The 22,910-nt window shown below is 65.8% G+C and carries 22 protein-coding genes and 1 pseudogene; 14 read left to right on the top strand and 9 right to left on the bottom strand.

The annotated features are described in order from the left end of the window. Positions 1 to 48 precede the first annotated feature (48 nt). Entirely contained in the window at positions 49 to 894 is an 846-nt protein-coding gene (locus tag LDH66_RS16305) for an MSCRAMM family adhesin SdrC (RefSeq protein ID WP_226482149.1), read from the top strand. 79 nt (positions 895 to 973) lie between these two features. Here the strand turns inward: LDH66_RS16305 and hisB are convergent, their stop codons facing one another. Next, positions 974 to 1,561, bottom strand: a complete 588-nt coding sequence (gene hisB, locus LDH66_RS16300; protein ID WP_226482148.1) for an imidazoleglycerol-phosphate dehydratase HisB — start codon at positions 1,559 to 1,561, stop codon at positions 974 to 976. A 276-nt stretch (positions 1,562 to 1,837) separates the two neighbouring features. On the opposite strand from hisB, the gene LDH66_RS16295 reads away from it, so the two are divergent. After that, positions 1,838 to 2,104 carry a DUF8028 family protein gene (locus tag LDH66_RS16295; protein ID WP_226482147.1) on the top strand — a complete coding sequence of 89 codons (267 nt, stop codon included), beginning with the start codon at positions 1,838 to 1,840 and terminating at the stop codon, positions 2,102 to 2,104. Between the two features lie 112 nt (positions 2,105 to 2,216). Next, positions 2,217 to 3,713 (top strand): TrkH family potassium uptake protein, encoded by a 1,497-nt coding sequence (locus LDH66_RS16290; protein WP_226482146.1) that lies wholly within the window; start codon positions 2,217 to 2,219, stop codon positions 3,711 to 3,713. A 400-nt stretch (positions 3,714 to 4,113) separates the two neighbouring features. Here LDH66_RS16290 and LDH66_RS16285 read toward each other — a convergent pair whose 3' ends face one another. Further along, a complete protein-coding gene (locus LDH66_RS16285; protein WP_226482145.1) occupies positions 4,114 to 4,287 on the bottom strand; it encodes a hypothetical protein in 174 nt (57 codons plus the stop codon). A gap of 87 nt (positions 4,288 to 4,374) precedes the next feature. After that, entirely contained in the window at positions 4,375 to 5,127 is a 753-nt protein-coding gene (hisA, locus tag LDH66_RS16280) for a 1-(5-phosphoribosyl)-5-[(5-phosphoribosylamino)methylideneamino]imidazole-4-carboxamide isomerase (RefSeq protein ID WP_226482144.1), read from the bottom strand. Between the two features lie 153 nt (positions 5,128 to 5,280). Here hisA and LDH66_RS23395 point away from each other — a divergent pair. The 7 genes and pseudogenes from LDH66_RS23395 (at position 5,281) to LDH66_RS16245 (ending at position 11,518) form a co-directional block, all read left to right on the top strand. After that, positions 5,281 to 5,912 (top strand): annotated as a pseudogene (locus tag LDH66_RS23395) (ABC transporter permease). A gap of 106 nt (positions 5,913 to 6,018) precedes the next feature. Next, the gene (locus LDH66_RS16270; RefSeq protein ID WP_226482143.1) at positions 6,019 to 7,200 is read left to right on the top strand and encodes an inorganic phosphate transporter; all 1,182 of its coding nucleotides are present in this window, start codon (positions 6,019 to 6,021) and stop codon (positions 7,198 to 7,200) included. 80 nt (positions 7,201 to 7,280) lie between these two features. Continuing rightward, positions 7,281 to 8,462 carry an inorganic phosphate transporter gene (locus tag LDH66_RS16265; protein ID WP_226482142.1) on the top strand — a complete coding sequence of 394 codons (1,182 nt, stop codon included), beginning with the start codon at positions 7,281 to 7,283 and terminating at the stop codon, positions 8,460 to 8,462. 245 nt (positions 8,463 to 8,707) lie between these two features. Next, positions 8,708 to 9,097: a ferredoxin Fer gene (fer, locus tag LDH66_RS16260; RefSeq protein WP_008893134.1), complete on the top strand. Its 390-nt coding sequence runs from the start codon at positions 8,708 to 8,710 to the stop codon at positions 9,095 to 9,097. A 389-nt stretch (positions 9,098 to 9,486) separates the two neighbouring features. Beyond that, positions 9,487 to 9,897, top strand: coding sequence for an ArsR/SmtB family transcription factor (locus LDH66_RS16255; protein ID WP_226482141.1), 411 nt, complete (start codon positions 9,487 to 9,489; stop codon positions 9,895 to 9,897). After that, entirely contained in the window at positions 9,890 to 11,050 is a 1,161-nt protein-coding gene (arsB, locus tag LDH66_RS16250) for an ACR3 family arsenite efflux transporter (RefSeq protein ID WP_226482140.1), read from the top strand. The genes LDH66_RS16255 and arsB overlap by 8 nt, the downstream gene beginning before the upstream one ends. Before the next feature lie 21 nt (positions 11,051 to 11,071). Continuing rightward, positions 11,072 to 11,518: a low molecular weight phosphatase family protein gene (locus LDH66_RS16245; protein ID WP_226482139.1), complete on the top strand. Its 447-nt coding sequence runs from the start codon at positions 11,072 to 11,074 to the stop codon at positions 11,516 to 11,518. Positions 11,519 to 11,571: 53 nt separating this feature from the next. Here the strand turns inward: LDH66_RS16245 and LDH66_RS16240 are convergent, their stop codons facing one another. Further along, the gene (locus LDH66_RS16240) at positions 11,572 to 12,084 is read right to left on the bottom strand and encodes an HPP family protein (protein WP_226482138.1); all 513 of its coding nucleotides are present in this window, start codon (positions 12,082 to 12,084) and stop codon (positions 11,572 to 11,574) included. A gap of 258 nt (positions 12,085 to 12,342) precedes the next feature. On the opposite strand from LDH66_RS16240, the gene LDH66_RS16235 reads away from it, so the two are divergent. Beyond that, positions 12,343 to 13,365 carry an A24 family peptidase gene (locus LDH66_RS16235; protein ID WP_226482137.1) on the top strand — a complete coding sequence of 341 codons (1,023 nt, stop codon included), beginning with the start codon at positions 12,343 to 12,345 and terminating at the stop codon, positions 13,363 to 13,365. Positions 13,366 to 13,829: 464 nt separating this feature from the next. On the opposite strand, the gene LDH66_RS16230 is transcribed toward LDH66_RS16235, so the two are convergent. The 5 genes from LDH66_RS16230 to LDH66_RS16210 form a co-directional block, all read right to left on the bottom strand. Further along, positions 13,830 to 14,057 carry a hypothetical protein gene (locus tag LDH66_RS16230; RefSeq protein WP_226482136.1) on the bottom strand — a complete coding sequence of 76 codons (228 nt, stop codon included), beginning with the start codon at positions 14,055 to 14,057 and terminating at the stop codon, positions 13,830 to 13,832. 89 nt (positions 14,058 to 14,146) lie between these two features. Beyond that, on the bottom strand, positions 14,147 to 14,452 hold the full coding sequence (locus LDH66_RS16225) for a hypothetical protein (protein ID WP_226482135.1): 306 nt from the start codon (positions 14,450 to 14,452) through the stop codon (positions 14,147 to 14,149). A 129-nt stretch (positions 14,453 to 14,581) separates the two neighbouring features. Then, complete coding sequence (locus tag LDH66_RS16220; protein ID WP_226482134.1) at positions 14,582 to 15,001, bottom strand: HIT family protein; 420 nt, start codon at positions 14,999 to 15,001, stop codon at positions 14,582 to 14,584. A 72-nt stretch (positions 15,002 to 15,073) separates the two neighbouring features. Then, positions 15,074 to 15,550 carry an SRPBCC family protein gene (locus LDH66_RS16215; protein ID WP_226482133.1) on the bottom strand — a complete coding sequence of 159 codons (477 nt, stop codon included), beginning with the start codon at positions 15,548 to 15,550 and terminating at the stop codon, positions 15,074 to 15,076. 91 nt (positions 15,551 to 15,641) lie between these two features. Then, a complete protein-coding gene (locus LDH66_RS16210; protein WP_226482132.1) occupies positions 15,642 to 16,376 on the bottom strand; it encodes a uracil-DNA glycosylase in 735 nt (244 codons plus the stop codon). Positions 16,377 to 16,493: 117 nt separating this feature from the next. On the opposite strand from LDH66_RS16210, the gene LDH66_RS16205 reads away from it, so the two are divergent. The 3 genes from LDH66_RS16205 (at position 16,494) to LDH66_RS16195 (ending at position 22,755) form a co-directional block, all read left to right on the top strand. Then, on the top strand, positions 16,494 to 16,724 hold the full coding sequence (locus tag LDH66_RS16205; RefSeq protein ID WP_226482131.1) for a DUF8151 family protein: 231 nt from the start codon (positions 16,494 to 16,496) through the stop codon (positions 16,722 to 16,724). A gap of 95 nt (positions 16,725 to 16,819) precedes the next feature. Then, positions 16,820 to 20,086, top strand: a complete 3,267-nt coding sequence (gene ileS / locus LDH66_RS16200; protein ID WP_226482130.1) for an isoleucine--tRNA ligase — start codon at positions 16,820 to 16,822, stop codon at positions 20,084 to 20,086. Positions 20,087 to 20,649: 563 nt separating this feature from the next. After that, positions 20,650 to 22,755: a CARDB domain-containing protein gene (locus LDH66_RS16195; protein WP_226482129.1), complete on the top strand. Its 2,106-nt coding sequence runs from the start codon at positions 20,650 to 20,652 to the stop codon at positions 22,753 to 22,755. Positions 22,756 to 22,910: the final 155 nt, after the last annotated feature.

The following is a 22,910-nucleotide window of genomic DNA, read 5'->3' as shown; positions in this document are numbered from 1 at the left end:
AACGTCGTCTGCGGATGATTTTTCACCGTCCCCGTGTAGGCTGATACTATGCGCGAACTCCGGAGCTGTGACTTCTGTGGTGCCGAGGCGATCGGCGCGTTCGAGATCGTCCCGCCCGAACTCGAGCCGACCGAGAGCGAACAGCGCCGCGTCGTCCCCTGTCGCGACTGCAAGGAACGACTCGAGACGCTGATCGACCCGCTGCTCGCCCGTGCCGGTGCCGAGCGCGGACCCGACGCCGCAGATCGGGATCGTGACGCGACCGACGGCGAACACGACGGATCGGGAGCGGTCGTCGCCAGTGCCGACGAATCGACGGAGAAGCGACGCCGGACCACCAGCCCGAACGCGACCGTCTCAGATGCGTCAGCGGAGCCTGACGAGCGATCGACCGCTCGAGACGACGAGGAGACCGAGGCCGATCCCGGCTCCGACTCCGGATCGCAGTCGGAATCGACGTCCGACTCGCTACTGGAAGAGGGGATCACCTTCGAGCGCAACGAGCGAGCGGACAGCGAGGAGACCGACGGAGGAGATGCGGCCGGGACGGGAGACGGGGGAACCGAGCCCGTGACGGCGGCCGCGGACGACTCGACCGATCGGTCGACGCAGACGTCGGACGACTCGACCGAGCGGCCGACGCAGACATCGGACGCCGAGTCATCGAGTGGCGACGGTGACGCCGCGACGGAGTCGTCGACTCGCCCGCCGACGGCCTACAACAAGGTCGTCCGACTCCTCCGCAATCGTGAGTTTCCCATGCAACGCAGCGCCGTCGAGGAGCTGGCGGCGGGGGCCTACGACCTCGAGAGCCGCGAGGTCGAGGCGATCGTCGACTACGCGGTCGCTGACGGCGAGTTCGTCGAAAAAGGGGGTGAACTCCGCCGTCCGTAACGCGTGAAGACGGCCTCGTCCGTGTTCTCAGGTCTCGCGTCGTGATCGCGCTCTGACGCCGCGCTGTGCCGGCCGGCGGCTACAGCGTGCCTTTCGTGCTCGGCGTTCCCTCTCGTTGCTCGTCGAGCCGCGTCGCGTCGTCGAGACTCCGGGCGAGCGCTTTGAACAGCGCTTCGACCTCGTGGTGGGCGTTCTCGCCGTCGACCTCGAGGTGGAGCGTCAGTCCGGCGTTCATCGCCAGGGACTCGCCGAAGTGCCGGGCCATGTCGCTGGTGAACTCGCCGATCTGTGCCTGCGAGAAGTTGCCGTCGAAATAGAATCGCGGCCGCCCGCTCACGTCGACGACGGTCCCCGCGACGGCCTCGTCCAGCGGGACCCGTCGGTCGGCGTAGCGGACGATCCCCGACCGGTCGCCCAGCGCCTCGTCGATGGCCTCGCCGAGTACGATCGCGACGTCCTCGACCGTGTGGTGGTCGTCGATCTCGAGATCGCCGTCACAGTCGATCTCGAGGTCGAACAGGCCGTGTTTGGCGAACGACGTCAGCATGTGATCGAAGAAGCCGATGCCGGTGTCGACCGCGGCCGTTCCGCTCCCGTCTATCTCGAGCGTGCACTCGATCGTCGTCTCGGCCGTCTCCCGGGTGACAGTCGCCGTTCGCTCGCTCATGGGAGAGTCATGCCGCCCCCGGTACAAGGGGATTCCGCTCGTCGCCGTCGGGGACCCGTCGACGGGGGTCGTCCGATCCGCTCTCCCGCGTCCAGTCCGAATTTCGGAATATCGCTTGAAAATGAGTTATAAAAAGTCTAAATAGTTCTGAGGGAGTATCAAAACGTCCCCCATCTCTCATTAGTGGGGTGAAACGGACCGAAACGACGCCAATCTTCGGTCGATTATATGATGCAGTGGGTGAATGTCGTAGTTGAGAAGAGGTGACCCGTTCCGATGTCCAATCCCTCCCCCGTTTCGAACGAATCGATCGCCCCGTCGAACCCTGACGCGGAGCCGAGCCACGACTACTACGAGCGGTTCGTCCGATCGCTCAAAGGTCCCGTCCAGTTCCTGTCGTTCTGGATCGCCATCGCCCTGCCCTTCGTGCATCTCCCCCTCCTCGCACAGGGGCTCGGCGATCCGGCCGTCACGCTGACGTTCGTCCTCCTGCTGGCGACCAACGTCTTCGCTCTCTACGTCGGTCACGACTACGATAGCTAATTCCGTCGCGTCGACCGCCGAATCGTCGCAGTCGCTCTCCGTCGTCGTCGGTTCCGCACCGTCTCCCTTCCGAACTGTTATTCCGTCTCGCTGTACATGCCGTAGACGTTCAATGGCGATTCGCGTCGACTGGCGCTCGAGTTGTAGCCTCACCGGGACGATCCTGAAGTGGCTCGCCGTCCCGCTCGGTGGGTCGCTCGCTCTCGCACTCGTCGACGGCGACGATCCGCTGCCGTTCGTCGTCACGATCGCCGTCACCGTCGCCCTCGGGATCGGTCTCGAGGCGCTGACCGACGACCGCGAGATCGGACAGCGGGAATCGTTCCTGATGGTGGCACTGACGTGGCTCGGTGTGGCGCTGATCGGCGCGATTCCGTTCCTCGTCGCGGGCAACGGCGTGCTCGCACACCCGGTCAACGCCGTCTTCGAGAGCACGAGCGGCGTGACGACGACGGGCGCGACCGTGATCGCGGATTTCAGCGCCCACTCTCGAGCGATCATGCTCTGGCGAGCGATCCTCCAGTGGCTCGGCGGTCTCGGTATCCTGATCGTCGCTATCGGCCTGTTTTCCCACTTGCTCGTCGGCGGTGCGCAGTTGATGGAGACCGAATCACAGACGCAAAACGTTCACAAACTCCGGCCACATCTCGACGAGACCGCGCGCCTCATCTGGGGGATCTACATCGGGCTGACGGTCCTCACGACGCTCGTCCTCGTTTCACTCTCTCTCGTCGGGCTCGCGCCCGAGATGGACCTCTACAACGCCCTCGCACACGCGCTCACCAGCGTCTCCACTGCCGGCTTCTCTCCGCGGCCCGACAGCATCGGCGCGTTCTCGCCGGCGGTCCAGTGGACGCTGATTCCCGTGATGATCGTCGGCGCGACCAACTTCGTCCTGCTCTACGCCGTGACGCGGGGCGACGTCCGGCGGCCGCTCGAGTCCGACGAGTTCCGGTTCTACGTCGGCCTCCTCGCGTCGGTGACGGCGATCGTCGTCGTCATGCTCGCGCTCGATCCCGACCTCGCGATGGGGCTCGAGCCGACGATCCGTCACGGCCTGTTCAACGTCGTGTCGATGGTGACGACGACGGGCTACGCCTCGGTGAACTTCGACCTCTGGTCGCCCGGCGCGAAGCACATGCTGTTCCTCTGTATGTTCACCGGTGGGATGGCCGGGTCGACGACGTGTTCGATCAAGTCCCTCCGCTGGCTGGTCATTCTCAAGGTGTTTCGCCGGAACCTGTTCATCGCCGTCCATCCGAACGCCGTGCGACCGGTCCGACTTGACGACTCGGTGGTCGACGAAGAGACGGTCGTGGACGTCTTCACCTACGTCACGCTCGCGCTCGTGATCTTCTTCCTGCTGACGGTCGTCATCGTCGCCGACGCCGCCCGCGTCGGGAATCCGGTCGACGAGTTCGACGCCCTCGGTGCGGCCGCCTCGATCTTCCTCAACATCGGCCCCGCGTTCGGCGTCGCCGGTCCCTTCGACAACTACCTGGCGTTCTCGCCGTTCACCCGGACCGTGATGATCGTCATGATGTGGATCGGCCGCATCGAGATAATCCCGGTGCTCGTCCTGTTGACGCCGGAATTCTGGCGTTCCTAAGAACTAAATTTTGCTCTGTCGTTCGAGAGAGCGGAGCTCTCTCGTGATGACGAAAGGCGCTTCGCGCCTTTCGAACCACGAACCGCCGAAGGCGGTCCTCGGCAAAGTTCAGTATAAAAGCACTCCTCCTTCCTCTCCGCTCACTTCGTTCGCTCCGAATCAGTCGTCGGCCCGCTCGCTCGGCCTGCGGCCTCGCTCGCGGTGACTATCGAGAAACCGCCTGCCCTTCCCCGTTGAGCGGAAGCGAAGCTTCCGCGAGGTCGTCGGCGCTTCGCGCCGACTGCTCGAGGGACCAGAGGTCCCTCGCCGCTCGAAGAGCTTGCTCTTCCGTAGGGTCACACGGCTCGAGCAACGCGAGAGCCGTGTTCCCGGCCACCGAAAGTAGCCTGTTCTCAGTCGCTTACGCCGTCCCGGATGGCGCACCGTCGTTCGAGTCGCCGTCGGGAAGCAGGAACAGTACGACTGCGAGCCCGAGAATCGCGGTGAGCGGGCCGACGAATACCATCGCCGGCAGAAGGGCAAACACAGCGGCCATCCGGACGTGATCGGACCAGTGGTAGTCGCGGTCAGCCATCGGTTTTCTATTCGATATTCGACACCTTCAACCCATCGCCACTCGAGCGCACGACTCGCCGGACCGAGACAGGCAGAAGACGGGCGATTACTCGCCCGCATCGACCGCAGTCTGCGCTTCCGCGAGCGTGAAATTGCCCTCGTAGAGCGCGCTCCCGACGACGACGGCCGCTGCGCCGGCATCTTCGAGATCGCGCACGTCCTCGAGCGCCGCCACACCCCCGCTCGCGATCACGGGGATGTCCGTTGCCTCGACCAGTTCGCGGACCGGTTCGGTCGCGACCCCCTCGAGTCGCCCCTCGACGTCGACGTTGGTGAAGAGGATCGCGGCGGCCCCGAGATCCTCGTACCGCCGAGCGGCCTCGACGGGGCTGATTCCCGCGCCTTCGGTCCACCCCTCGACGACGACCTCGCCGTCCTTCGCGTCGAGGCTGACGACGACGCTGCCGGGATGGTCATCGCTGATCTCGGCGACAATGTCTGGATTCTCGACCGCCGCGGTGCCGAGAATGACCCGATCGACGCCGCGCTCGAGGAGATCGATCGCGCCCTCGGCGGTGCGAATGCCCCCGCCCAGTTGCGTCGGTACGTCGACGGCGTCGATCACGGCATCGATGGCGTCCGCGTTCTTTCGTTCGCCCTCGAACGCACCGTCGAGGTCGACGAGGTGGAGCGTTTCCGCACCGGCGTCGATCCATCTCCGGGCGGCCTCGACCGGATCGCCGTAGGTCTTCTCCGTGCCGCGCTCTCCCTGGACGAGCTGGACGACCTCGCCGTTCTGGATATCGACCGCTGGAATCACCTCGAAGCTCTCGAACTCACCGCTCGCGTCGTCGGTCATACTCGAGTGCGCGCGGCCGGCGCGAGTAAAGGCGACGGTTTCGCCGAACGACCATCGCCGCGACACTGTTGCCTCTCTCAACAGAGTTATTACACGTGTGGTCGATGTGGGCCGTTTCATGCCGCTGTCGGCGTGCGCGTCCAGATCGTCGCGATGGGCTCAACCGTCGGTCTCTTGCTCACCGCCGACTTCGCCTGGAGCATCGTCATCCTCCTGGGAATGATGACCGGCGCGACCTGGATCTCGAAGAACCGCGGCGAGGGGCTTCCCGGAGTGATTCGAGTGTCGTTCGTCGCGATCGTCGTCGGATCGGGACTGGTCATCTCGACGATGGCGCTGGCGGGCGCGATCGAGACGACCGTCCGCAATCTCGTCCCCGTCGGGAGCATGATCATCGCCACCGCCATGAAGGCCAACTCGCTCGCGCTCGACCGATTCAAGGGCGAGATCGAAGAGAACCGCACGGAGATCGAAGCGGTCTCGCGCTGGGCGCGCCCCCGAGTGCGGTCATCTCGCGACACGTCAAGACCGGCGTCAGGGCGTCGCTGATCCCGACGATCGACTCCCTGAAGAGCCTCGGCTGGGTCTGGATCCCGGGGATCACGGCCGGCATGATCCTCGGCGGCGAGAATCCGCTGTACGCCGCGCTCTATCAGTTCGTCATCATGGCGATGATCTTCGTCGCGGGCGGGCTGACGAGCATGACGAGCAGCCTGCTGATCGGCAAGTACGTCTTCACCGGTGCCGAGCAGTTGAAGCGGATCGGCGGGGGCTCGAGCGCGTGAGTGTCATCGTCTCGGTCGGGATGCGGTAGCGGACGCCTTGGGCGGTGGGTCCCGAGCCGACCCCGAATAGCGTCCTTTTTAGGGTCGGCTCACGTGACTTCTGAACGTGCCGGAAGTACTGCTTATCGTAGGGATCATCGTCGCTATCTTCGTCGGATTCAATATCGGTGGCTCGACGACGGGGCCCGCGTTCGGGCCGGCCGTCGGAGCCAACGTGATCACGAAACTGATGGCGGCGGCGCTGATGTCGATCTTCTTCTTCCTCGGGGCGATCACGATCGGCCCGCAGGTCGTCGACACGCTCGGCCGAGAACTGGTACAGGACACCAGTATCTTCACCATGCGGTCGAACGTCGCCGTGCTCTTCTTCATCGGCGGCGCGCTGTTCATCGGTAACTACGCCGGCGTCCCCGCTTCGACATCGATGACCGCGGTCGGTGCCATCGCCGCGCTCGGGCTCGCGACCGACGAACTCAACTGGGCGGTGATGGGCGAGATCGTCGTCTGGTGGATCGTCGCGCCGATCATCGGCTTCTGGGTTGCGGGCGTCGTCGGCCGATACTTCTATCCGCGAATCAACGCGTGGGTCGCGATCGAGGGGAACCGGGAGGGCCGACAGATGATCAAAATGGATTACTCGGGCGTCGTTCCGCGGTTCCAGTTCGGGGAGAACGCGACGCGACGGGAGATCACCGGCGCGTTCGCCGTCGTCGGCATCGGCTGTCTGATGGCGTTCTCCTCGGGGACGAGCAACATCGCCAACGCCATCGCGCCGATCTACGGTACCGGCGACGTCGACATGATCCCGCTCATCCTCATCGGCTCGGCGGCGGTCACCGTCGGCTGTTTCACCATCGCTCGCCGAACGCTCGACACGCTCGGCAACGACATCACGAACCTCCCGCTGACCGCGGCGATCGTCGTCGCCGTCGTCGCGTCGACGATCGTGATCTCGCTGTCGGCGATCGGTATTCCCGCGAGCTTCGTCGTCGTGGCGACGATGAGCATTATCGGTCTCGGCTGGGGACGGGCGACCCGGACGACGACGTTGTCGGGCGTCAGGGCCGGCGAGGAGACCCGCGTCTCGGTCGGCGCGCTGACCGCCGAGGAGGCGGGCGAGCAGTCCCCCGAGATCGGCGAGGAGGAACCCGAAGACATCCCGAAAGCGTCAGACCTGTTCGATCCCTCGACGACGGCCCGCGTGATCCTCATGCAGAACGTCGTGCCGGCGATCTCGACGGTCGGTGCCTATCTCACGTTCCGGTTCCTTCCGATCTTCGGGTTCTGACGACCCGTATCTATCGCAGTCGATGACTATCATGTCGACTTCCAGAAATGTCTTTTCCCGCGGATAGAGTGACTACGGGTATGGTTTCCGCGATTCTCGCGATCGGTATTCTCGTGGCGATCTTCGTCGGGTTCAACATCGGCGGCTCCTCGACGGGGATCGCCTGGGGACCGGCCGTCGGTGCGGGCGTCATCGGCAAGACGGCGGCCGCGGCCCTCATGTCAGTCTTCGTCTTCATCGGCGGCTGGACCGTCGGCCGGAACGTCATCGAGACGATGGGCGGCGACATCGTTCCGGCGGAGATATTCACGCTCCAGGCCAGCATCATCGTTCTGTTTTTCATCGGGCTGGGGATGCTGATCGCCAATCTCTTCGGCGTCCCGGTCCCCACGTCGATGACCGCTGTCGGCGCGATCGCCGGACTGGGGTTGGCGACCGGATCGCTAGATATGGCCGTCATGGGACGGATCATCTCTTGGTGGGTCGTCACCCCGATCCTCGCGTTCTGGATCGGCGGGATCGTCGGTCGCTACTTCTACCCGTACCTCGATCGATACTTCGAGATTCGCCAGTCCAGCGGTCCACTGATCACGCTCGAGCGGCCCGGGACCCTCCCGAAACCGGCTCTGGGGCCGGGCACGACGAGCAAGGAACTCACGACGACGGTCCTGATCGTCATTATCGCGTGTTACATGGCCTTCGGCGCTGGGGCGAGTAACGTCGCAAACGCGGTCGCGCCGCTGGTCGGCAGCGGCGCGCTCGATATCGGCGGCTACGACGGGACCGATCTCGGCATCGCGATCGGGGCCGTCGCGATCAGCCTCGGCGGCTTTACGATCGCTCGCCGGACGATGGAGGCCGTCGGCAACGACCTCACCGAACTCCCGCTGTTGGCCGCGCTGATCGTTGCCATCACCGCCGCCTCGATCACGACGTTCCTCTCGGCGATCGGTATCCCGATCAGTCTGGTGATGGCGACCGTGATGACGATCGTTGGGCTCGGCTGGGGCCGAGCCAGCCGTACCGCCAGCATCGCCGGTCTCGCGCGCGGTGAGGACACGCTCGAGCTCTCGACGAACGTCCTTACGCAGGAGACGCCCGAACGGGTTCCCAAGATCGGCGAGGAGGAGGTCGAGGACGTCCTCGGGGCGGACGATCTGGTCAGACCGGACGCGGTCGCGCGCTTCGTCGCGTTCTGGATCATCGGCCCCTCCGCCTCGGCCGGGCTGGCGTACGGGTTCTTTCTCGTCGTGCCGCTGTAGCGGTCCGTCGGAATCGATCTCTCGGATCAGCGGTACATCAACGGCGGCCGTACCCGGTTTCGGATCCGGCAACAAACGAACCCGTCCTGCGAATACGTTCGGACATTTCTTTTTTCTCTTCCGTTCGAGAACCGATCTTGTAACGAACAGGGGTATTCTTTCCTCCGAATTGGTCAATTCTGACTCAAAGACAATTTAGGACTGAACAGCAAGCTATACCAGTGCGGGACTCGAATCGCTGAGTGATGCCCACGGTAGAATACCTCAACTACGAAGTACTGGACGACCAGGGCTGGGACATGGACGATGACGACCTCTTCGAGCAGGCCGCCGACGCCGGCCTCGACGATGAGGACTACGGCACGCTCGACGTCGCCGAGGGCGAGTACATCCTCGAGGCCGCCGAGGCCCAGGGCTACGACTGGCCCTTCTCGTGCCGCGCCGGTGCCTGTGCGAACTGTGCCGCGATCGTCTTCGAGGGCGAGATCGATATGGACATGCAGCAGATCCTCTCCGACGAGGAGGTCGAAGAGAAGAACGTCCGCCTGACCTGTATCGGATCGGCCGAGACCGACGAGGTCAAGATCGTCTACAACGCCAAGCACCTCGACTACCTGCAGAACCGCGTCATTTAAACCAGCAGACGGTGCTTCGACGCGCAGTTATCGAACCCCCCGTTTCCGGGGTCGCATTTTCACTCCTTCCGCCGAGTCGCGTCGCTTGAGCAGCCGCTGGTCGCCGCGTTCGAACGACTCTCGAATGAATCTCGCCGAACGTTCCGGACTGGTTCGGAGCGCCCGCTCGACGACGAGTAGTGATCGATTCGCGTAGTCACGTCAGTCCCTGTACCGCTCACCGAACGTGACGTCTCCCTCGCTCATCCGATCCCATTATTTGAGAGAGTAGACAAGTACGATTCGTGGGGAACTTCTATTTCTCCTCTCTGGCACCTTTAACGCTCTATTGTGGGCTATATAGAATCTGATCGGAACTATTAATTGAATAGTCTCTCAACTCACTGGCGATGGCACGAGCGACGGATCGATTACAACGGTATCTCGAGGACGAACTCGATGACTGTCGAGACGACGACGTCGAGCAGCGCCTCGGGGAGCTCGAGACGCTCGAGGCGGCACTCGGCGCGGAACGGATGTCGGCTGAACTCGACGTGCTCTCGGCGCTGGGAAACGAGACGCGGTATCGGTTGGTTCGGACTCTCGTCGCGGCTCGGGAGGAACTCTGCGTTTGCGAGCTCCACGCGGTCGTCGACGTCACGGAGAGCGGACTCAGTCACGCGCTCTCGCGGCTCGTCGATGCGGGCCTGGTCGACGGCCGGAAGGACGGCCGCTGGAAGAAGTATCGAGCGACCAATCGGGCGGTGGCCCTCGTGACCGTCCTCGAGGGAAGCGTCGCGGGGGACGAGATCGATGAGTAACGCCACCCGCGACCACGGGCCGAACTGCGGCTGTGAGGGCTGTGGCGATCCGCGGTCGATGGACTTCCTGGACAAGTATCTCACCGTGTGGATCTTCGCGGCGATGGCGGCCGGCGTCGGGCTCGGTTACGTCGCGCCGTCGGTGACGGACCCGATTCGCGACCTCCACTTCGTGGAGATCGGACTCGTGGCGATGATGTACCCGCCGCTGGCGAAGGCGGACTACTCGCGGCTGCCGACCGTCTTTCGCAACTGGCGGGTGCTCGGGCTGAGCCTCGTCCAGAACTGGCTCATCGGACCGACGCTGATGTTCGGGCTGGCGGTGTTCTTCTTCAGCGGGCTCGTGCCCGGCCTGCCGGCCCGTCCCGAGTACTTCCTCGGACTCGTCTTCATCGGGATGGCCCGGTGTATCGCGATGGTGCTCGTCTGGAACGAACTCGCGGAGGGTTCGACCGAGTACGTGACCGGGTTGGTTGCGTTCAACAGCCTCTTTCAGATCGTCACCTACGGCGTGTACGTCTGGTTCTTCGGGCTCGTCCTCCCGCCGCTCCTGGGGATGGAAACGCTCGCTGGCGAAATTACGACGTTCAACGTCTCGCCCGAGCAGGTGTTCTTCGCCATCGCGGTCTTTCTCGGTATCCCCTTCGCGGGCGGGATTCTCACCCGCTACGTCGGCACCCGAACCAATGGCGAGGAGTGGTACGACGAGGAGTTCGTCCCGAAAATCGATCCCCTGACGCTGGTCGCCCTGCTGTTTACGATCGTCGTGATGTTCGCCACGCAGGGTGAGAACATCATCGCCGCGCCGGGCGACGTCCTCCTGATCGCCGTCCCGCTGACGATCTACTTCGTCGTCATGTTCCTCGTGAGCTTCGGCATGGGGCGGGGCATCGGTGCCGACTACTCGACGACGACCGCGATCGGCTTCACCGCGGCCTCGAACAACTTCGAACTGGCCATCGCCGTCGCCGTCGCGGTGTTCGGCGTCGGCTCGAGCGTCGCCTTCGCGACCGTCGTCGGCCCGCTCATCGAGGTGCCCGTCCTGCTCGCGCTGGTCCACGTCGCGCTCTACTTCCAGCGGAGATTCGACTGGGACGGCTTCCGGACGGGCAGCCTCGACGCGACTTCGACCGAACCGCCGACTGACGACTGACCATCACGGAACCACAGACCCATGTCTCACACCACCGATTCCGACGACCCGATTCGTATCGCCTTCGTGTGCGTTCAGAACGCCGGGCGTTCCCAGATGTCCACCGCCTTCGCCGAACGCGAGCGCGACCGCCGCGGCCTCGCGGACCGCGTCGAAATCCTGACCGGTGGCACGGATCCGGCCGACGCAGTCCACGAGGAAGTGCTCGAGGTAATGAACGAAGTCGGCGTCGATCTCTCCGACCGCACGCCGCGAGAGATCTCGCTCGACGAACTCCGCTCGTGCGACACCGTCGCGACGATGGGCTGTTCGACGCTCGACGTCGGCGACGCGGGGGACGACGTCGAGATTCGCGATTGGGCGCTCGAGGATCCGGACGGTCGCGATCTCGAGGCGGTCCGCGAGATCCGCGACGAGATCGAGGACCGAGTCGTCGCGCTATTCGACGAGTTCAGCGATGCGCCTTAGCGCGTCACCGTGACTCGGTCGGCACGCCCCAATTTCGACGCGACCCGATCCGGTCACTGTCCGCGCGGAACGTAGTCATCGAACGACGGGCCGTACAGGACGAGTTTGTGCGCGGCGATGAGGACGACGACGGCGAACACGATGAGCGCGCCGTCTACGAGCGACGAGAGGAGTCCGAGGGAGACGATCAGCGTCGTCGCGCAGGCGGGCGGGTGGACCGTTTCGGTCGCGAGCATCCCGCCCGACGTGAGGACGACGGCGACCACGCCGCTGGCGACGAATCGGAGCTGTGCGGTCGCGAGTACCGGCGCGGTCGTGGTCACGCTCACGCCGATATCGGGTGCGATGGCGTGATAGGCCACCAGCCCCGCCGCGACGCCGATGGCGTGGCCACCGATCACTCGTCGCGGTGCGGTCACCTCCCCCTCTCGAACCGTCGCTAACAGGAAGGCGGTCGGTCCCAGACTCGGGAAAATAAACGCCTGTCCGGTCACCCAGGCCAGCAGTCCCGGAACCGCGAGCAGAACGCCGACGTACAGGGTCGAAAACGCCGCGCCCTCTCTCATGGCCATCGCTTTATCAGTACCGACGGATATACCGTTTGTTCTGACGATTTTCCGCGGAACGGGAGATTCCCCGACGGGATTCGATCGATAGCGTGCGTCGTCCCTTCTGCGGTCACTTTCCGACGGGATCTCCGTGAGACACTTCTATTCCGACGGACGAACGCTACCCTCCTCGAGTCCGAGCGGGCGGTCGGCTCACGACCGTCGCTCCACCGGGAGGCCGAAAACGTAAGGAGACCGGGCTTCGGAGGAACGGTCGTGACGCTCGCTGGTGCCGTCGCGACGGGTCCGGACCTCCTCCGACTCGTCGCCGTCCCCGTCTTCGCCTGGACCGCCTACCGCGACATCGAGACCAGGCGGGTCTCGAGCACCGTCTGGATCCCCCTCGCCCTGCTGGGGACCGCGCTGCTGATCTGGGACGGCTGGCTCGCCCGGAGCGCCGGCGGAACCGCCTGGACCTACGAGTTCCTGATTCCGACGGCGATCAGTCTGGGACTGGTCGTCCCCATCGCCTACCTCTTCTGGTGGTTCGGCGGCTTCGGCGGGGCCGACGCGAAAGCGCTGCTCGTCCTCGCCGTGCTCTTCCCGACGTTTCCCGAGTACGCGCTCGGCTCGTGGACGCTCCCGCTCGAGTCGCCGACGACGATCGGCGCGTTCTCGTTTACGATCCTGACGAACGCCGTCCTCGTGGGCGTCGTGCTCCCGCTCGTCCTCGCCGTTCGAAACGCCGCCGCGGGCCGGATCGCGCCGGTCATGTTCGTCGGCTGGCCCGTTTCTTGGGATCGGATTCCGGAGACCCACGGTCGCCTGCTCGAGACGCCGGCGGGCCTCTCGCGGGGCGGACTCGACCTCGACGCGCTACGGATGTACCTCCGCTGGCGGGGGCTCTCGCTGACCGAGTTACGCGAGCGACCCGACCGGTATCGGGATCCGGCGACGCTGCCCGCCGCGCCGAACCCGCCGACCGACGGCGCGGTGACCGCGGACGCGACCGTTCGCGGGGACGGCGGCGCGCTCGAGTCGGACACCGACGCGGGACTCGAGTGGGGTTCCGAAACCGCCGCGGCGAACGACGATCCCTGGGGCGCTGAGGCGTTCCTGGACGACATCGACGGCTCGGCCTACGGCACGACGCCCGAGGCGCTTCGCGACGGGCTCGAGGTGCTCGCGACCGAAGAGACGGTCTGGATCTCGCCGGGCACGCCGTTTCTCGTGCCGATCTTCGCCGGACTCCTGATCGCGCTGGTGTACGGCGATCTGTTGCTCGGAACGGTGTTCTGACAGGCCTCCGACACTGGTAGTGAAGATGCTTCTACTACTCCGAATCAATCGGTCGGCATGCGGTGGCGCGCGCTGGCGGCCGTCCGAGTGACTACGAGGGCGGCCGGCAAAGCCGTGCGAGGTCTTCGTGAACGGAGTGAACGAAGGCGTGGAAGACGCGAAGCGTCTTCCGGTGGATGAGTGAGCGAACGAAGTGAGTGAGCGTTAGCGCGGAACCGACGGTTCCGCGAACCATACGAACGGGCACGAAGTGCCCGTGAGTAGAAATCAGCTGGGGAGGGCGTGGCGATTCCCTGTTGCCAGCAGACGAAGGTCGTTCTTTGCTATTATACTCTTACCACAAATAAGATCACATTATAAATCAGATCGTTCCATTCCTAATCCCGTGTCCCAGACCAGCGGACTCGAGCGCAGGACGCCCTCCGGAGCCCGAAGTCGACGTCGCACCCCTCCTTTCGAGACCCCTACAGCGTCCGCTCGTACAGCGGGACGAGCGCCGTCCAGAAGAGCACGAAGGCGACGCCAACGCCGATCAGCGCCAACCACGGGTCGCCCCTGCCGGTCGGCGCGCCGCTCGAGAGGAGGACGAAGGTGCCGGCGAACAGCAGACAGCAGACGAGGACGCTGCCGAGCTCGAGGACCGCGGCGACGGGGTAGTCGCGAAGCCGGGCGACGATGCTGGCGAAGGTCATACGCGGGGCTCGCGCGCGGACGACAAAAACGTCACGGCAGCGCGACGCGACGCGTCGGAGCGTCCTTCGCGACAGGCCCGATCGCACTGTCAGTCCACGACGTAGGACTGGTGGTCGCCGCGGGTCTGCGTATCGACGAACTGGTGGCGGGTCCCGTCGCCGAGATCGCCCGCGAACGAGGGGTCGTCCGTCTCGGTGTCGTACTCCGCGTTCGACCCGCGGAGGTCGTGGGCCGCGAGCAGGTCGCGGATCTCCGTCGGCACCGACTCCCGCCGCTCCAAGTCGACCATCAGGTGGTGGTCGGTGAAACTCTTCGCGACGAACGCGTCGGCGACGGCGTCGTACTCGCGGAGCCGGTCCGCGAGATCCCGCAGGGTCTCTTCGCGATCGCTCATTCGTCCGCGTACTGGCGGCGACGACGCAAGGATGACAGTGCGAATATGTTCGCCACTGGCGGGTCGCTCGAGGGGCCGCGTTCGGACCGCTCGAGGGACGGCGAGGAGCGCGCCGCTTCGGTGGTGGAGTCAGACTCGAGACTCGATGTCGGCGGCGATGTCGTCGAGTTCGTCGTCCGCGAGGTCGGGCCGATCGCCCGCGACGGCGTGGATGGGGCCGCCGCCGTCGCCCTCGAAGCGCGGGACGATGTGGCAGTGGACGTGGGGGACCTCCTGGCCCGCCGCTTCGCCGTTGTTGAACGCGACGGTGGTCGCGTCGGCGTCGACGCTCTCCTCGACGGCGGGGACCATGCGGTGGATCGTGTCGTAGAGGTCCGCGGCGACGTCCTCGGGAACGTCGTTCAGCCGCTCGTACTCGTCTTTCGGGATGACTAATGTGTGGCCCGGAGCCAGCGGATTGGCGTCGAGGAACGCGACCGTCGTCTCGTCTTCGTACACGATTCGCGCGGGGATCTCCCCCTCGACGATCTGGCTGAAGATCGTACTCATACGCGAGTATGCGTCGGCTCGTCGTATGAAGGTTACCCGACCGATCGCCCCGGCGGCCGCGCGACACCGGGCTCACTCGGCCAGCAGCGTCCGGGTTCGACGGTGGCGATACCACAGTGTGGCCGCGAGCGACGGCGTCGCCAGCGGAAGGTCGCCGACGCCCGGCAGCCGATAGCTCACCCGGTCGTGGAGTACGGTCTTCCCGTCCAGCGCCGCGAACCGGTGCGTGTGTCGCCACCGCTCGAAGGGCCCTCGACCACCGACCTGTTCGTCAACGAAGGACGCCCGCTCCTCGCCCGGCTCGTGTTCGGTGATCCGGACGACCCACTCGCCGGCCGGAAGCAGCTCGAGCAGCGGCGATCGGAGGTGGATCTCGGTTCCGACCTCGTAGCCGTCCGGATCCAGTCGGCCGTCGGGGCCGACCACGCGAGGCACCTGTAGTCCCATCCAGTCGGGCGTCAGGACTTCCAGTTCCTCGACGCCGTCGTAAAAGTCCCAGACCGTCTCGAGGTCGGCATCGATCACTGACGTCCGCTGATACGTCGGCATACCGAACGTTTGCGCTCGAGACGTAAAGTACGGTATCTGCGGGCGAAAGTCCGTCCGACTCGAGGGTCCCTTGATCCGTCCGGTCGAGTCCCTATGAGTCGCCGACGCACAGTTCGTCGAGCGTCTCGCCGATCGCCGTGAGGTACTCCTCGGGCTCGTAGCCCAGCCGGCCGATCCAGACGTCCTGATACGACGGATGCAGAATCGGCACGAGCCACACGTCGAGCCGTTCACACCGCACCGGTTCGAGCACGCTGTCGACGAACCCGTCGAGCTCTCGGTCCTCCGCGGCCAGGACGGTCTTCGTCGCGTGCTTGCCCGTCGCGAGGACGACCGTCGGATCGATCGTCTCGAGTTCGGTCAGCAGGTGGGTCCGGCAGTTCGCGCGCTCCTCGGGAGTGGGTTCGCGATTGCTTGACGGATCCTGGCTCGCGGTTTCACCGCTCGCCGACTCCGAGGAGCGTGGCTCCACGCTCGCAGGAAAACACTTCACCGCATTCGTGTAGTAGGCGTCGTCACCGTAGCCGATATCGTCGACCATCCGGCGGATGCGCCGGCCGGAGTGGCGCGAGGTGTAGGCCTTGCCGGTCCAGTTGCCGCCCCGCCAGGGGTCGGCGTCAGGGTTGCCGCGACCGGGCGCTTCGCCGACGACCACGATGTCCGCGTCGAGGTCGCCGGTCCCCCACGAGATACACTCGCGGGAGTCGGCGAGGGCCGGGCAGCGGGCGCACTCGGGCTCGAGGACGTTGCGGGTGCTCGGATAGGCGGGATCGTCGGTGCCCGCCGAATCGGGGTCGGCGTCGGTGTCGGAGTCGGACGCTGGCACGTTCGAGGATACGTCCGCGACGGGTTATGCCAGTCGGTTCGGCACGGTCGCACCCGTGGCATCGAGTCGCACTCGAGGGGACAGGTTTACCTTGACCGGGCGGGTACGAACGGGCTAATGACATCGATCGGTCCGGAACTACTCGCGGAATCACTCCAACTGGTCCTCTATACCGTCGTTGCCGGCGCGTTGACGGTCGGCGGCGTGCTCGTCGAACAGGCGAGTCTCCAGCACCTCGGCTCCGGAGAGGCGATGATCGCGGCGTGGCTGGCCGTCCTCGGCGGCGTCATGCTCTACGCCGGCGCGTACGGAATCGGCTACCAGAAGGTCCTCTCGCAGTACGTCTGAGTGGCCGCGGTCGATTCCCGTTTCTCGAGTCGGTGGCCGCGCGGGCCACCTGCAATATCGATTCCTCTTTACTGTCGGAGGCGATTAGGTCGGGTATGAGCAGGTTCGGCGAGGTCGACGACCAGTACGACCCACACGAACTCGAGCAGCGGGTCTTCGAGTACTGGGACGACGTCGACGCCTACGAGCAGACGGTCGAGCACCGATCGGACGGCGAGTCCTATTTCTTCGTCGACGGCCCGCCGTACACGTCGGGATCGGCGCACATGGGAACCACCTGGAACAAGTCGCTGAAGGACGTCTACCTCCGCTTCCTGCGGATGCAGGGGTACGACGTCACCGACCGGCCGGGCTACGACATGCACGGGCTCCCCATCGAGACCCGCGTCGAGGAGCGACTGGGCTTCGAGAACAAGCAGGACATCGAGGAGTTCGGCGAGGAGAACTTCATTCAGGAGTGTAAGGACTACGCCAACGAGCAACTCGAGGGGCTCCAGCAGGACTTTCAGGACTTCGGCGTCTGGATGGACTGGGACGACCCCTACCGGACGGTCGAACCGGAGTACATGGAGGCCGCCTGGTGGGGCTTCTCGAAGGCCGCCGACCGCGGCTTAGTCGAGAAGGGCCACCGCTCCATTTCGCAGTGTCCGCGCTGTGAGACCGCGATCGCGAACAACGAGGTCGAGTACGAGGACGTCGAGGACCCCTCCATTTACGTCAAATTCGACCTCGAGGAGCGCGAGACCGACGGCGAGGAGGCCTCGGACGGAGCGAACGGGGACGAAGGACCCGTGAGCAGCGAGGGCAAACTCGTCATCTGGACGACCACGCCGTGGACGGTCCCGGCGAACACCTTCGTCGCCGTCGACGAAGAGGGCGACTACGTCGGCGTTCGGGCCGAGAAGGACGGCGAGGAGGAACTACTGTACGTCGCCGACGCGAAACACGAGGAGGTCCTCCGGGAAGGCCGCTACGACGACTACGAGGTCGTCGAGGAACTGTCCGGCGAGGACCTGCTCGGCTGGTCCTACGAGCACCCGCTCGCTGAGGAGGTGCCCGACCACGTCGACGCCGAGGGGGCGTTCGAGGTCTACGCCGCCGACTACGTCGATACCGACGGCGACGGCACCGGGCTCGTCCACTCCGCGCCCGGCCACGGTGAGGTGGACTTCGAGCGCGGCCGCGAACTCGGCTTCCCGATCTTCTGTCCCGTCGGCGGCGACGGCGTTTACACCGAGGAGGCCGGCAAGTACGAGGGTCAGTTCGTCAAGGACGCTGACGACGAAATCATGGCCGATTTGGACGAGAACGGCGCGCTCCTCGCGTCCGGTACCGTCAATCACAGTTACGGCCACTGTTGGCGCTGTGATACCGGTATCCTCCAGATCGTCACCGACCAGTGGTTCATCACGATCACCGACGTCAAGGACGAACTCCTCGAGAACATCGAGGACAGCCAGTGGCACCCCGAGTGGGCCCGCGACAACCGCTTCCGGGACTTCGTCGAGGAGGCGCCCGACTGGAACGTCTCCCGCCAGCGCTACTGGGGCATCCCGCTCCCGATCTGGACCGCGGACGACCGGGACGACGATCAGGATCGGATCGTCGTCAGCGACCGTGAGGAACTCGCCGAGCGCGTCGATCAGGACGTCGATCCCGACGCGGTCGACCTCCACAAAGATACAGTAGACGACTTAACAATCACCGAAGACGGGACCACCTATACGCGCGTCCCCGATGTCTTCGACGTCTGGCTCGACTCCTCGGTCGCGTCGTGGGGCACCCTCGACTACCCTGCGGACGACAGCCGGTTCGACGAGCTCTGGCCCGCCGACTTCATCCTCGAGGCCCACGACCAGACGCGGGGCTGGTTCTGGTCCCAGCTCGGGATGGGCACCGCCGCGCTCGGCGAGAGCCCGTATCAGGAGGTCCTGATGCACGGCCACGCGCTCATGCCCGACGGCCGCGCGATGAGCAAGTCCAAGGACATCCTGATCGACCCCCACGAGGCGATCGACCGCCACGGCCGGGACGTCATGCGCATGTTCCTCCTCTCGAACAACCCGCAGGGCGAGGACATGCGCTTCGACTGGGACGGAATGCAGACGATGGAGAACCACCTCCGGACGCTGTGGAACGTCTTCCGGTTCCCGCTGCCGTACATGCGATTGGACGAGTTCGATCCACAGGAGACGACGCTCGAGGACGTGGACGACGACCTCGAACTCATCGACGAGTGGATCCTCGCCCGACTGCAGTCCACGAAGGCCGAGATGACCGAGCACTTCGAGGACTTCCGGCAGGACAAGGCGATCGACGCGCTCATCGAGTTCATCGTGGAGGACGTCTCGCGGTTCTACGTGCAGGCGGTCCGCGAGCGCATGTGGGCCGAGGAGGACAGCGGCTCGAAGACGGCCGCCTACGCGACGATCTATCGGGTCCTCCGAGAGAGCGTCGCCCTGCTCGCGCCCTACGCGCCGTTCATCAGCGAGGAGATTTACGGCACGCTCACCGGTGACGACGGGTTCGACACCGTCCACATGGAGGACTGGCCCGCCGTCGACGAGTTCTGGGAGGACGAACAGCTCGAGGTCGACGTCGCCCTCCTCCGCGCGATCGAGGAGGCCGGCGCGAACGCCCGCCAGCAGGCCGGCCGCAAGCTCCGCTGGCCCGTTCCGCGCGTCGTCGTCGCCGCCGACGATCAGCGGGTCGTCGACGCCGTTTCGCGCCACACCGAACTGCTCGAGGACCGGCTCAACGCCCGCGAGATCGAACTCGTCTCGCCCGACGAGCGCTGGGGCGAACTCCAGTACAGCGCCGAGGCCGACATGAGCGAACTCGGGCCGGCCTTCGGCGACCGCGCCGGACAGGTCATGAACGCGCTCAACGAGGCTCGCATCGACGAGCCGAGCCTCGAGGCGATCGAGGAGGCCGTCTCGGACGCCCTCGAGGACGGCGAGGAGATCACCGACGAGATGGTCTCCTTCGTGACGCAGACGCCCGACAGCGTCGCCGGCACCGCGTTTAGCACCGACGGCGACGACCGCGGCGTGGCCTACGTCGACGCCTCGCTGACCGACGACATCGAGAGCGAGGGCTACGCTCGCGAGGTCATCCGCCGCGTCCAGGAGATGCGCAAGGATCTCGAGCTCGACGTCGAAGAGCGGATCGCGCTCGAGTTCGCGATCGACGACGACCGCATCGCTGACCTCGTCGCGGACTACGAGGACCTGATCAGCGAGGAGGTTCGCGCCGACGAGCGCCGCCCGGTCGAGGACGGCCACCGCAAGGAGTGGGAGGTCGAGGGCGTGACGATCGAGATCGCGATCGAGCCGCTGGCGGCCGCGGAAGCGTCGGACTAACGGCTCTCGAGTCCGGCCCTCGATTTATTCGAACGTTTCGCAGAGCAAGTGTGGTATCGCCAACCTGTTTCTGTGGCCCGATTTCACCTGCCGTTCGATGATCCTCCGAGACGCGACTGGGGGAATGGAGCAGTGATTTCCGGTGGATGTCAGTGAGAAGATATGCCCTGCTACCGTGGCAACAGGGAATCGCCACGCCCTCCCCAGCCGATTCGTTCACTCACTTCGTTCGCTCACTCATCCCTCGCGCAGCATTAGCGGCCACCCTCGCTACCGCTCGGCCGGCCGCCAGCGCGCGCCACAGCCGTCGGTTGGCCGGTTGGCCGGTCTGGAGCGGTCTGTCACACATATGCACTGTTCGACCTGATCGAGGATAGCACTGAGGATCGTTCGACGACCTCCCGCGAGGGCGGTCCTGACCCGATAGGGGCTGCCGTTCCCGATATCGGTGTTCCGCTCGAGTCGCCCGTGATTCGCGAATAGTTACGCCGAACGTCAGTCAGCTGACGATGACAGTGTCGGTGTCGCAAATGTCTTGACCGCTGACTCACCAGCAACGAGTAGTGAGATCTCGGGTCGTCGTCTTCGCGCTCGTCGTTTTGCTCGTCGGAAGCCTGCCGGCCGGCGTCGGTGCCGTCGAACCGGCACGAACGGCCGATCCGCCGACAGTGGCCGGTTCCGGCGTCAGTCCCGGTGCCGGCGAGTCGTTCGCCTCGGTGGGGACGAGCGCCGGATCGACGGCGACGACCAGCGATTCCGACGTGCTCCACCGGACGACCGTCCTCCGGCACCGACCGGACGACCCCGACGCCTTCGGGGTGACGATGACGTTCCGAATCCCCGACTCCGTGACGGAACTCGAGGTCGAACTCGAGCGGGGCGCGACCGTCGAGGGAATTTCGGGGTTCGAGCGGACGGGCGAGCGGACGTTCCAGTGGACCGAGGACGCCGACGAGGCGACGATTCGGTACGCGATGCCGGCCGATCGGCGGGGGGACCAACGGCGGGGGACCGACGGCTCGGGAGACGGGTACACGTTCGTCGATACCGGTGACTGGGGCGTCGTGCCGGTCCCCGACGTCTCGCTGTTCTACCGGCGGAGCGCGCCCGTCGGCATCGAGGAGACGGTCCGCGTCGACGGGCCGGGCGCGGCGGGCGACGATATCGCCGTCTTCGGCGGCGTGACGGAGCACGAGCGAGCCGTCGACGGCGGGACGGTCAGGCTGGTCGTCCCCGACGCCGCGACCCTCGAGGAGTCCCCGGACGCGGTACTGGCCGCCCTCGCGGACGCTCGCGACGATCTCGCTGTCGGCGCGCGGAGCGGCGAGGTGTTCGTGGTCGCGGTGCCAAACGAGATCGACTGGGGGTCGAAGCGCGGGATCCAGTACGGCGAGTCGGACGCGTGGGTCGTCGACGACGCCGCGCTCGACGAGCGGAACCCGGTCTGGCTGCACGAGTACGTCCACGTCCGGCAGGATTTCGCCGGCGAGACCGACACCGACCCCGCGATGGAGTGGGTCTCCGAGGGCCAGGCCGACTACTACGCCGGCCTGCTCGCCCTCGAGAGCGGTGCGACTGACTTCGCCGACTTCCGGTCGCTCCTCGAGCGCGGCGAGCACGAGCCGTACGCCGACGGCACCCTCGTCGACCGGTCGACCTGGGACGATCCGGAGACCCACTACGCGAAGGGGGCGCTGGTCTACGGCGAGATCGACCGCCGACTCCGGCTCGCGACGGACGGCGACCGGACGCTCGAGGACGTGTTCCGGACGCTGAACGCCCGGGAGGAGCCCGTGACCGAGGCGGAGTTCCTGAACGCGCTCGAGGAGGAAGGCGGACCGGCGGTCCGTGCGGTCGCGGAGCGGTATACGCAGACGGCAGCGTCGCCCGAGATGTGGAGTCGGAGCGAGCACGAGGCCGCCTTCGAGCAGTCGGTCGCGGCCTTCGAGTACGGACTGGGGTCCGAGCCGATCGAAGTCGCGGATCGGGAGTGGCCGCGTTGGACGGCGTCGGAGACCGACGGTACCGACGAGAACCGCGACGTGATCGCGGTGCCGGTCGACGAGTCGGTGACGATTCCGAGTACGGTCGCGAACGTCGGTGAGCGCGAGGGGACCTACGACGCGACCCTGCAGGTCGACGGCCGAGTCGTCGATCACCGCCGGGGGACGCTCGCGCCCGGGGAGGACGCGAACAACGCCCTCTCGTGGACGCCGTCACAGCCCGGCGAGTACGACGTTCGCGTCGGCTCGGAACGGCTGACCGCGGTCGTCCGTTCGTCACCGAGCGTGACCGTGACGGACCTGCGGGTCTCGCCCGACGGCATCGGGCCCGGCGAGTCGGTGAACGCGACCGCGACGGTCGAGGCCGCCGGCGACCGACCGGCCGCGGCCGTCCTCGCGTTCCGGACGGTCGACGGTGTCGTCGCCGAACGACCGGTAGCGCTCCGACCCGACGAGACGACGACGGCCGACGCCACGCTCTGGTTCGACGAGGCCGGACGATACGAAATCGCCGTCGGCGATCGGACGACGATGGTCGATGTCGGCGGTGGCGGCGGTCCGGCCGCGACGGTCGAGGAAATGTCCGGATTCGGGATCTCGGCGGCAGCGGTGGCTCTCGTGATGGCGCTTCTCGGATCACTGGTGGCCCGTCGTCGCAGCTACTGAGTTCGGTCCGTCTCTTCTCCGTCCGCAGCTACTGAGTTCGGTCCGTCTCTTCTCCGTCGAACCCGGTCCGGGGTGGCCGTTGGATAGAGTTGCGACCGGTTCGATTCCCCACGTTTTTGGCAACTCTGTGGAAACGGAGGACACGTGAGCGAGAT

The organism is Natrinema amylolyticum, assembly GCF_020515625.1.
GTDB lineage: Archaea > Halobacteriota > Halobacteria > Halobacteriales > Natrialbaceae > Natrinema > Natrinema amylolyticum.
Note: the sequence above shows the minus strand (reverse complement) of the source record. Positions and strands in the feature narration are given on the sequence as shown.